The following is an 11,328-nucleotide window of genomic DNA, read 5'->3' on the forward strand; positions in this document are numbered from 1 at the left end:
GCTGATATTTTTAGAGTGGTAATAGAATGAAAATGTATATTCAAGTTGTTATTTATGAAAAAAACATGAGGGATAGCTTAACATTACAGACTTTATTAAGTCAAAGAATGCCTATATATAATGAACATCTTAACTTTACATTATATATAGATGATAATTCTCCCGAGTCAAAATTGGATGAAGTTTTTTTAGAATGTCTACGTAAAAAATATAGTGTTAGCTATGTTCACGATCCGACAAATAGAACTCTTCGAGAAATCTATAATGAGCGGATTTCAAATTTAAATGAAGAAGAATTTCTTTTATTACTGGATGATGATACTTGCTTGCCAAAGGCGTATCTTGCAGATTTTCTGAGAGCTTATGGTGATTGTAAAGAAATAAATTTATTTCTACCACAAGTACAAGCGGGTGGTGGATTGTATAGCCCCTACTACAGCTATGTTTTTTTCAGTAGGAAACTTAAAAAAGTAAAAGTAGGTATAAACTCGTCTAAGCATATTGCGGCAATTAATAGTGGTATGATTATTAGAGGAGCGTTTTTCATTAAATCAGGCTTTCGATATCCAGATATAGTTGATTTTTATGGCACGGACACTGTTTTTTCACATGAGTTTAGTAAATATGAGAATTCATATTTTTTATTAGATTCGGTTCTAGTTCATGATATTAGTAACCATCCTTCAAATAATAGTGTAGGGCAGTATTCATCCATTTTATATAAAGTTAATGTCTTTTGGTTTCGGTTTTTGAAAGAAAGACCGTTGCTCTTGTTTTTATATGCAATATATATGTTTTTTTATTCCGTTAAAATGGCAATGAAATTTAAAAATTTCATTTTTATAAAACATGCGATAAAGTTGCTAACAAAATGACTATGCAAGAATATAAAGTTTATCCATTTTATTTTCCTCAGTTTTATCCGATGCCTGAAAACAATGAATGGTGGGGACAGGGTTTTACAGATTGGGAACTGGTTAAGATATCAAAAGCAGTAAGTGCAGAGCAGGTTCAACCACGTATTCCAATTAATGGTTTCTATGATCAATCATCCCCTGATGTAATTAAGTCTCAAGCCACTTTGGCAAAGCAATACGGGATATCTGGATTTAATTTTTACCATTATTGGTTTGATGGAAAAGTTCTTCTAGATGCTCCAATTAATAACCTTTACTCTGACAAGAGTATTGATATTGAATACTTTATCACTTGGGCGAATGAAACTTGGACAAGACAATGGATTGGTAAGCCTAATGATATCTTAATTAAACAAGAGCATAGACCAGATGAGTCAATATGGAATAGCCACTATGAATATTTAAGACGGTTTTTCTTCGATCCTAGATACGTTAAAATAAATAACAAACCTATACTTTGTATTTATAGAGCTGAATTAATCAAAGAATTAGATAAATGGATTGACTTTATAAATAATAAAGCAAAAAGTGATGGTTTTGCAGGCGTTCACCTTATCGCTCTTCGTGCATATGATATTGTGGATGCTAAAAAAGTATATGAAAAATTCGATATGATTATGAATTTTCAGCCTCGATTTGCCATTAACTGCCATCTCAAGAAATCACCCATCTACATAAAATATATAGAGAGTGTGCTCAGAAGACTGCCTGAGAATTTGCAACTAAAATTAGGGCGTTTATACAACAAAAACTCATATAAGAAATTTAAGTATGATGACTATATATCTGCAATGAAGCTAGATTCTGACACTTTTTATTCCAAGCCTGTATATCCAGTGGTATTTCCCGATTGGGATAATGCTCCACGCTACAAAGAAAGAGCAACTTTTTTTTCTGGAGTCTCTCTTGAATTGTTTAAAACCGCATTGAGTATAGCGAAGGAAAAAGTTGCTACCCATGAGCACAAGTTAATTTTTATTAATGCATGGAATGAGTGGTCGGAGTGTGCATATCTAGAGGCTGATACTAAGAATGGTTATCAGAAATTAGATGTTGTTCGTGAAATGTTTCAAGTAAATGAAAGTAATTAACAATGCATAAAGTAGCAGTTTTACTCTCAGCCTATAACGGCGAACAGTGGATCGAAGAGCAACTAAGATCCATAATAGAGCAAAATAATATTTCACTTGATATTTATATAAGCATAGATGAGTCAACAGATAGAACGCTTGATATCTGTCAATCATATGCAACAAAAAATAATAATATAACGGTATTACCATATGGCTTTAAATTCGGTGGTGCGGGTAAAAACTTCTTTAGGCTACTAGCTGATACCGATTTGACTGGTTATGATTATATCGCTTTCAGCGATCAAGATGATATTTGGCATGAAGATAAATTAACTAAGGCCATCAGTGAGTTACAACTATATGACTGTTACTCTTCCAATGTCATCGCTTTTTGGGAAGATGGCCGTGAGATGTTAATTGATAAGTCACAGTTACAGTGTAAATGGGATTTTCTATTTGAAGCAGCAGGCCCAGGCTGCACTTATGTATTTAAACGAGATGTAATCATAAAATTTAAAACATGGTTGCTTGCGCACTATGAAGAAGTCGGTGATGATATCGAGTTGCATGACTGGCTTATTTATGCTTTTGCGCGTAGTCGCGGATATCGTTGGTTTATTGATCCAGAACCAATGATGCGCTATCGGCAACATGCTAATAACCAAGTCGGTACTAATAACAATATTAAAGCAGCCATAAAACGATTTTTATTAATTAGATCGAAATGGTATCGTAAGCAAGTAATGAACATCGCTGAGCATTTGGAGTTGCAAGAAACTGCAATATTCAAATTCGGTCTAGCAAAAAAGTATAGAGGTAATTTATATCTTTTTTTTAGGATTAATAAACTAAGGCGCCGATTACGTGACAGGCTAGCTCTGGCTCTGGTTTTATTGTTTAACGTTTTCTGATTGCTAGTATGTTGTGTTTTTAAATTAAGTCCTATATTACTTTTTTACCACAGAATATATTTTGTGAATCATTTTTTGTGAACTAAAATTAAAATCCTTTATATATGTTTATGTTGCCAAGTGAATGCACAACTGTGGTTCAGTCTGGTTTTATGTATAGATACGTATATTCTAATTCTTTATTTTCTGGGGGTCGTCCTTGTCATTTCAACGTCGTCACTCACGCTGGTATGAGCGTGTGCTATTCAGCCCTCCCTCCTTGTTTTTCTTTGGAGCCTTGCTGGCGGTCTGTCTGCCTGCCATTGAGCGATGGGGCCTGGAATTTTGGCATCACCTCGATGCCGTCCGGATCAATACCCTGAGCGGTGCCTTCGTGGCGTTTCTGCTGACCGGGATTGTGCTGCATCGCTTCCTGCGTTACCCGGGAGCCAGTCCGGTGGCCTATATGATCCCCACGGTGACCACCCTCTATGGTGCCCTGGTCGGTATTCTCTTCTTCCTGCGCCTGCCTTACAGCCGTCAGGTGTTGTTCGAATCGTATGTGGTGGCCCTGCTCTGCTGCTGGCTGGCTTACTTCATCGGTCGCCGTTACCGGACACCCAAGTATGCCTTGCTGCCCTTTGGCGACTATCAGGCCCTGACACGGCACTCCAGCGTGCAGTGGCGCCTGCTGGACAAGCCCGATCTTGGGGCCGTGCGCTATGACGCCGTGGTGGCAGATCTTCGGGACGAGAAACTGGCGGGGGAGTGGGAGCGTTTCCTGGCGCGCTGTGCCCTGGCTCACATTCCCGTCTATCACATCAAGCAGATCAGCGAGACCCTGACCGGACGCGTAAAGATCGACCATCTCCATGAGAACCAGCTTGGCTCCCTCTTGCCTTCCCCCGTTTATGCCTTCATCAAGCGGGGAATGGACATCCTGGCCGCGTTGATCGCGATCCCGCTGTTCTCCCCCTTGATGCTGGTGACGGCCATCCTCATCAAGCTGGAGAGCCCGGGGCCCGTGATGTTCCTGCAAAACCGGGTGGGGAAGGGCAACAAGGATTTTCGCATCTACAAGTTCCGCAGCATGTGCAAGGATTCGGAGAAGGCCGGTGCACAGTTTGCTCAGGATGGCGACATGCGCGTCACCCGGGTGGGCAAGGTGATCCGCAAGCTGCGCATCGACGAGCTGCCGCAGTTCTTCAACGTCCTCAAAGGAGACATGAGCCTGATTGGGCCGAGGCCGGAGCAGCGCACCTTCGTCGATCAGTTCGAGCGGGAGATCCCCTTCTACATGTATCGTCATATCGTGCGGCCAGGGATCAGCGGCTGGGCTCAGGTGGTGCACGGTTATGCCGCCGATGCCGATGATACCCGCATTAAGATCGAGCACGATTTTTACTACATCAAACATTTCTCCCTTTGGCTTGATGTTTTGATCGTCTTTAAGACAATTAAGACTATTCTCACCGGTTTTGGCGCCCGTTAATGAGTATTGTCTTGTTTGGCACGGGCCAATTGGCCCGCGCTCTATCACTTGTAAGTCACAAGGTTTATCGCCCGATTGTTTCTCTGCCAAGAGCGTATTATCCACAGGTTAATGACAAACTATTACGGGAGGTATTGCCATGTTACCGCCCAAAGGTCATCCTCAATGCCGCTGCATACACTGATGTTGTAGGTGCAGAGCAAGAGCCGGAACTTGCGATGGCGGTTAATTGTGATGGTGTCGCGCGGCTAGCTGAATTGGCCAAACAACATCATGCCTTGTTGGTCCATTTTTCGACGGATTATTTGTTTGGTGGTTCAGGTCATCGACCGTGGAAGGAATCTGACAGACCCGCACCGCTAAATATTTATGGTCAGAGTAAGTTGGCGGGAGAGCAGGCTATTTTAGCCAGTGGCTGTCGCTATATGATTATTCGTACTAGTTGGCTACATAGTTCATGGCGCGATAATTTTCTCAAGACCATGCTGCGTTTAGCACAGAGCCGAAATGAATTGCAAGTGGTATGTGATCAGGTTGGTGCGCCGACCTCGGCGATGATGCTGGCTGAGATGACACTGCTGGCTATAGAAAGAGTATTGGGGGAGCCCGAACTGGGTGGGCTCTATCATGTGGCTGCCTTTGGTGCAGTCAGTTGGTTTGATTATGCCCGTTTCATTTTTAGCGAGGCATATGCGCTTGGTCTGATAGACAAGGTGCCGGATCTTAAGCCCATCACAAGTGAGGATTATGGTGGAGTGGTAGAACGTCCACTTAATTCTCGGCTCGATACCCAGCTTTTTCAGCAGACGTTTGGTTTGCTCTTGCCGGATTGGCAGCAAGGGGTTAAATCAACACTTCATGCACTATTACAGGAGCGGCAATGACGTATTTATTGTGTGACAACCCCTCTCGTAAAGGGGTCATTTTGGCGGGGGGGGCTGCCACACGTCTCTATCCCGCCACGCTGGCAGTGAGCAAGCAATTACTGCCTGTCTACGATAAACCCATGATCTATTACCCCTTGTCGGTGTTGATGTTGGCCGGGATCCGCGAGATCTTGATCATCAGTACTCCCACCGATCTGCCTCGCTTCCGACAACTGTTGGGGGATGGTAGTCAATGGGGGCTAATGTTCTCTTATGCCGAACAACAGGTATCGGCAGGGGTGGCGGAGGCTTTGCTGATTGCTGAACCCTTTATAGCGGGTAAGTCTGTTTGTTTGATCTTGGGTGACAACCTGTTTTATGGTGCCGAGCTGCCAGTGCTATTACGCCAAGCGATGGATGATGTGCAAGGTGCCAGGGTGTTTGCTTATCGGGTCGATGATCCGACCCGTTATGGGGTGTTGACGCTGGATGAACAGGGTGGGGTGTTGGCTATCACTGAAAAACCGGTCAATCCGGCCAGTCATTATGCGGTGACCGGTCTCTATTTTTTTGATGAGCATGCCGTCGAGTTTGCCAAACAGTTAACCCCTTCGGCCAGAGGGGAGCTGGAGATCACCGACATCAGCCGTCGTTATCTGGCGCAGGGGCAGTTGCAGGTCAGCTTTTTAGGTCGGGGTTGTGCATGGCTGGATACGGGCACACCGGACAGCTTGCAAGAGGCTGGGCAGTTTATTCAGACCCTGGAAAAACGGCAGGGGTTAAAAGTGGCCTGCCCTGAAGAGATCGCCTGGCGTCAGGGCTGGATTGATGACCAAAAGTTAAGTGAGTTAGCTACTTCATTGGCAATGAGTGATTACGGAAATTATTTGTTGCGATTGCTCACTCCCCGTTTTGGCATCACGCATGTGAATACTTATTCGTAAGGTATTTGAAATGTTGGTAATGTGCTAATGAAATTCAAACACACAGAATTATTCGAAGTGATGGTGTTGACACCTGAAATATTTTCTGACCATCGTGGTGATTTTCGTGAGTGTTTCCGGCAGGAAGAGTTTGAACATCATTGTGGGCATTATTTATTTGTCCAAGATAACTTGAGCCGCTCAGTCGGAGGTACATTACGAGGATTACATTACCAACGTTCACGCCCGCAAGGGAAGTTGGTACAAGTGATCAGTGGCAGAATTTTTGATGTGGCTGTAGATATTCGCCCAGCATCACCGACCTATGGTAATTGGGTGAGTCATATATTGGATGCGGAGCAAGGTGAACTTATGTGGATACCCCCCGGTTTTGCCCATGGTTTCTATGTGATGAGTGAGACGGCTGATGTATTTTATAAATGTACTGATTATTATCAGTCGGGTGATGAAGCATGTATTCGTTGGGATTGTCCAACGTTGGCTATAGATTGGCCTTTATATTCTCAGTGGCCACTATCTTTATCTGATAAAGACCGCCAGGCCCCCATTTTTTAGGGGTTTTTTAGTTATTCACAATCTTTTAAATTTCCCTATTGATAATCAAGAGAGATATATGAGCGAGAAAACACCGGTTATTCCTAATCAATGGGTGCAAAATCCTGTGTCAGATGAGGTTGATCTGCGCGAGTTAGTGTTAGTATTATGGCACCACAAAAAAATGATTTTATTGATAACCGTTTTGTCTGCTGCTGCAGGCATTTTCTATGCAATGACTGCTCGTCAGGTGTGGACCAGTCAGGCCATTATTTCAGAACCTTCAGCCTCACAAATAGCGGCACTACAATTAGTAGTAGATAAAATACAAGCCATCATGCCTAGCAACAGCAACAGCAACAGCAACAGCAACAGCAACAGCAACAGCAACAGCAACAGCAACAGCACCGGAGCTGCCTCATCGACTGCTGAGTTTTCCTCGCTTGAGCAACCAGCCATTTACAAGAGCTTTATTTCAGATTTTAACAGCATGAATACTAAGCGGGCCTTTTTGACACAAGAAGGTGTCTATGCTGAAGAGGTGGAGAAAGCTGAGGTCTCGGATAAGCGTAGTGAACGTGTGCTCATGAGTAAGCTGGCAGAGTCCATATCTGCTAAGGCTCTGGATAAAACCAGTCAAGATATGACGTTAAATTTTTCTGCTGAAACACCTGAACTTGCTCTGCAGCGATTAGTGAAGTACATAGATTTTGTCCAGCAGCAGCAAATTAATAAAATAAATTTAGAGTTACAGACTATATGGCAAAATAGAATAAAAACTCTGACTTTAAAATATGATAATATTAAGGCGGATACGCTGCTTAAAAAAGAAGATGAGCTGCAACGTGTTAGCTACAGTCTGCGTATTAGCAAGGCTGCCGGGGTGGATGCTCCTCTTGAACGTATTGACAGTAAAGAAATGTTCAACATTCAATTGGGTTCGAAAGGATTGGCTGAAAAATTGAATATTTTGAATGAGATTAAAGATCCTGAATTACTTAATCCAGAAGTAGGAAAGATTCGCCTTCAATTGAGTAGCCTAAAATCACTGAATCTTTCAAAAATTGATTTTCACTCTTTCAACATGATTGACTCACCAGAAGAGCCTTTTACTCGCGATAAGCCCAAACGCCCTTTGATTGTGGTGCTGGCGACTTTGCTGGGAGGAATGTTGGGTGTGGGAATAGTGCTCATTCGCCATGCATTTCGCCGCCCAGAAGAGGCATAATACGATGTGTTGATGGAGCAGAGGGGGCATAGTGCCCCCTCTCTTTTTATCTGTATTTTATATGCCCTTTCGATACTGGGCGGGCCTAAGGAGTTGGGCTGTGATGTTAACGCGAATCATGATGGTTTTATGTTTGTTCTATTGGTTGCTGGGGATGCATTTTTTTATGCACAACCCGGGAGGTGCAGGGCTGTATCTGCCCTTTAATGCATGGGGATGGGTGTTTGCCTCACTGGCTATTGGATTGGGATTGTGGCAGGTGACATTACGCCAGCGTCTGCTCTTTTCTTCATTGCAAACGGGGTTATGGATTGGGGCACTCTTGCTGCTGCTCCCCATGCTCTATCCCGGATTTGCACTCAAGGATTATGCCATTCCCCGATTGCTGGGGCTTTTTGCTGGTCTGCTGTTTCTTTTCGGGCTCTACCAATGGCGCGTTAATCGGTTGCAGCGCGATCGTTTGCTCTATCTCATCCTGATTGCTATCGCGATAGAGGCTCTGCTAGGTCTGGTGCAGTTCTATCTGTTGACGCCGGGTAACTGGATTGGCTATGACAGCAACGCCAATCGCCCATACGGGATCTTTCAACAGCCAAATGTGATGGCAACTTTTATGGCAACTGGACTTGCCCTTGCCATCTGGTTGGAATTACCTAACGAGAACCGTCGCTTGCTGATGGCGCTGCGCTATAGCGTCATTCTATCTGCAACACTGTTGCTGGTTGTTTTGCAATCCCGAGTGGGCCAACTAGGCGGTCTGCTCGCTCTGTTATTATTGATGCCGCAACTCCATCGCCAACGATTGTTATGGCGTGTATTGGCTCTGGTTATTTTGGCGATAGCCCTTGGCTTGCTATCACAGTACTGGATGGCAGGAGCAAAGCGCGGGTTGGAGATTTATCAATCTGGTGGCATGCGGTCAATCTATTGGCCCTATGCAGCCAAGCTGATTGCCGAAGCACCATGGAGTGGTTGGGGATACGGCAGTTTTGAATCTGTTTTTCTTCATCACTACATGGCTGATAAAGCACTGAATCCGTCCATGGTGCAGATTGAGTACAATCTCGACCACCCCCACAACGAGTTTCTCTATTGGGCTGTTGAGGGCGGTATTGCACCCATGTTCGGCATGGTGATCATGGGGGGCGCATTATTATGGCGTCTGGCAAGTGTGCGTTGGGTAAATGCCATGGGACTGCTTGCTCTGGTTACACCGATCTTGCTTCATACCCAGACGGAATACCCGCTCTACCATGCGATCGTGTTATGGTGGTTGTTGCTGACGCTGATTTATATCATCGATACCGAAATTGAAGAGACCAACCTGGCGAGTCAGGGTTTCTCATCATGGTGGGATATGGAGTGCCGCCCATGGCTGTTACTGCGATTTATGGCGATCGCTATCCCGCTGCTGGTCGTTCCCTTTATGCTCACAGCAATTCACACCGCATGGGTAGTCACCAAATATGAACGGGGTGGGTATAAAGAGCCGACTTTGCTACTTGATATCGTCAATCCCATGGCTTGGTTGACCCGAGTCGAGTTTGATGTGAACTCAGTTCGTCTGATGGTGGGCTTGCAGACAAATAACAAGACCGAACTGGAAGCTTATCTGGAGTGGGGGCAGGCATTCGTACGCCATACACCGCGTGCCAACATATACGCCAATATGGTGATCGCGCTTAATGCATTGGGTCGTACAGAGGAAGCCAATGCGATGCGAGCTGAAGCACTTAAGCTCTATCCAACCGAGCCCCTTTTAACTGGGTCTGCTTCACAGGCAGTGATTACCGGTGTTGACCAATCAGACAAAAATATAACCAAAAATAAATAGTGCTATTTGGATACACAGAAAGCCAGTCCTTAAAAACGGCTGGCTTTTTTATTTTTTCCCTTCTGGACAACCAGTATCTGAACAGTCTGTTTTCGGACGCATGCGTCTGTCAAACGGGCTATGAAAGGCATATTTGAAATGTCATGTGGCGATTCCAACCAATTGATTAATATGTAATTTTGTCGATGGCGTTGAAGGGGTTGATAGTCAATTGGGAGTATTCCCTTCATCATCGGGTGAAGGGACAGGTTCTAGACGTGTTCATTGCTAAACAGATAGGCATAGTCTTGTCACGTGATGTTGAACGTATGGTAGAAATGTGCGCTCAGGCTTATAAGTAAGGTTACAGAGCTCATTTGTTGGATGCTGAACTGGAAATTAATGAGTCTTGAAATAGCGATGTTCTTGAACACAAGATGGTAATCATCCCTCTACCCAGAAGAGCTGCACTCCAGCCGGTTTGTTATTGATAGTGGCAAGCATTCGATCTTGATGGTGAAATTTAAGAAAAAAAGAACGTTAATATAGAAAAACTGTATGTTGTTGGGAATTGTCCATGCTATTCTGAAACAGTTATCCCTGTAACCGACTTTTTTGTGAGGAAATAATGAACGAGTTTCTGAAAGTTCTGCTGAACATTCGCAGTCTGCGTGCGGCTATTCGTGAACTGCCGTTTGAGCAACTGCTGGAAGCTAAAGAGAAGTTTGACCTGGTTTACCAAGAGCGCGCCGATTCTGTTGAACAGGAGCGTGCTGAACAGGAAGAGCGTCAGCGCAAGCTGAATGAATTCACCGAAATGCTGCAGCAGGCTGGTATTGATCCTCGCGAGCTGTTGGCGACTGCCGCTGCTCCGGCTGCTGCGACTGGCGCTGCAAAGAGCAAGCGTGCTCCGCGTCCGGCTAAATACAAGTACGAAGAAGATGGCCAGGAAAAAACCTGGACCGGTCAAGGCCGTATGCCGAAAGCCATTGCTGCCCAAGTAGCACTGGGTAAAGACCTGAACGATTTCCTGATCTAATTCGTCAGGTTCAGAGTTTGAATAATGCCGCCCTTGGGCGGCATTATTTTTTGCCGTTTTACTCGTTGTTATCCAATCCGCCACTTCACCCCACTGTTATCTACATCCTCGCTTGTATCCTTTTTAGCGTCGTTTTACTTCACTGTTACTTTACTCAATATCACTCGTTGCTTGCGATTAATTTTGTCGTGCAGGATTAACTGCGTGATATCGCTCTTTGTATGCGTCGTGCAGATATGAGCTTCGGATATGTCTCTTACTGTACAGATCTAGTTATCACCTGACACCGGCCTCAAACCGGTGTCTTGTTTACGCTACTTTAGTGCGCACTTCCTTCGGTATCAATTTCAGACCCTTTTTGAACATGCTGTAGGGGGTTTGACCCTCCATCATCCTGCCCTGATGTGGCCGCTGGGTGTTGTAGTGTTCCAGGTAGTTATCCAGGTCTGTCTGCATCTGCTCTACCGACTCATACCAGGTCGTCCTCCCCTTGATACGGAAGTGTTCATCCAGCAGTGTGCGATGCAGCCGC

The 11,328-nt window shown here is 44.5% G+C and carries 11 protein-coding genes; 10 read left to right on the forward strand and 1 reads right to left on the reverse strand.

The window, feature by feature from the left end; all coding sequences use genetic code 11:
* Positions 1 to 26 precede the first annotated feature (26 nt).
* The 10 genes from AB5Y85_RS00240 (at position 27) to AB5Y85_RS00285 (ending at position 10,796) form a co-directional block, all read left to right on the forward strand.
* Positions 27 to 875 (forward strand): hypothetical protein, encoded by an 849-nt coding sequence (locus tag AB5Y85_RS00240; protein ID WP_368221030.1) that lies wholly within the window; start codon positions 27 to 29, stop codon positions 873 to 875.
* Complete coding sequence (locus AB5Y85_RS00245) at positions 872 to 2,008, forward strand: glycoside hydrolase family 99-like domain-containing protein (protein WP_368221032.1); 1,137 nt, start codon at positions 872 to 874, stop codon at positions 2,006 to 2,008. The genes AB5Y85_RS00240 and AB5Y85_RS00245 overlap by 4 nt, the downstream gene beginning before the upstream one ends.
* A 2-nt stretch (positions 2,009 to 2,010) precedes the next feature.
* On the forward strand, positions 2,011 to 2,901 hold the full coding sequence (locus tag AB5Y85_RS00250; RefSeq protein WP_368221033.1) for a glycosyltransferase: 891 nt from the start codon (positions 2,011 to 2,013) through the stop codon (positions 2,899 to 2,901).
* A gap of 259 nt (positions 2,902 to 3,160) precedes the next feature.
* On the forward strand, positions 3,161 to 4,372 hold the full coding sequence (locus AB5Y85_RS00255; protein WP_368221034.1) for a sugar transferase: 1,212 nt from the start codon (positions 3,161 to 3,163) through the stop codon (positions 4,370 to 4,372).
* Entirely contained in the window at positions 4,372 to 5,256 is an 885-nt protein-coding gene (gene rfbD, locus AB5Y85_RS00260) for a dTDP-4-dehydrorhamnose reductase (protein WP_368221036.1), read from the forward strand. Before AB5Y85_RS00255 ends, rfbD begins: the two co-directional genes overlap by 1 nt.
* Positions 5,253 to 6,182, forward strand: coding sequence for a glucose-1-phosphate thymidylyltransferase RfbA (gene rfbA, locus AB5Y85_RS00265; protein WP_257686682.1), 930 nt, complete (start codon positions 5,253 to 5,255; stop codon positions 6,180 to 6,182). The genes rfbD and rfbA overlap by 4 nt, the downstream gene beginning before the upstream one ends.
* Before the next feature lie 27 nt (positions 6,183 to 6,209).
* On the forward strand, positions 6,210 to 6,737 hold the full coding sequence (gene rfbC / locus AB5Y85_RS00270; protein ID WP_257686681.1) for a dTDP-4-dehydrorhamnose 3,5-epimerase: 528 nt from the start codon (positions 6,210 to 6,212) through the stop codon (positions 6,735 to 6,737).
* Positions 6,738 to 6,795: 58 nt separating this feature from the next.
* Complete coding sequence (locus AB5Y85_RS00275) at positions 6,796 to 7,944, forward strand: LPS O-antigen chain length determinant protein WzzB (RefSeq protein WP_368221037.1); 1,149 nt, start codon at positions 6,796 to 6,798, stop codon at positions 7,942 to 7,944.
* Positions 7,945 to 8,047: 103 nt separating this feature from the next.
* Positions 8,048 to 9,778, forward strand: coding sequence for a PglL family O-oligosaccharyltransferase (locus AB5Y85_RS00280; protein ID WP_257686679.1), 1,731 nt, complete (start codon positions 8,048 to 8,050; stop codon positions 9,776 to 9,778).
* A gap of 607 nt (positions 9,779 to 10,385) precedes the next feature.
* Positions 10,386 to 10,796, forward strand: coding sequence for an H-NS family nucleoid-associated regulatory protein (locus AB5Y85_RS00285; protein WP_005344269.1), 411 nt, complete (start codon positions 10,386 to 10,388; stop codon positions 10,794 to 10,796).
* A 309-nt stretch (positions 10,797 to 11,105) separates the two neighbouring features.
* Here AB5Y85_RS00285 and AB5Y85_RS00290 read toward each other — a convergent pair.
* Positions 11,106 to 11,328: integrase core domain-containing protein (locus tag AB5Y85_RS00290; protein ID WP_368221039.1), on the reverse strand; the 223-nt coding region annotated here is incomplete at its 5' end.

This window comes from Aeromonas sp. R3-1 (genome assembly GCF_040908345.1).
GTDB classification, from domain to species: domain Bacteria; phylum Pseudomonadota; class Gammaproteobacteria; order Enterobacterales; family Aeromonadaceae; genus Aeromonas; species Aeromonas veronii.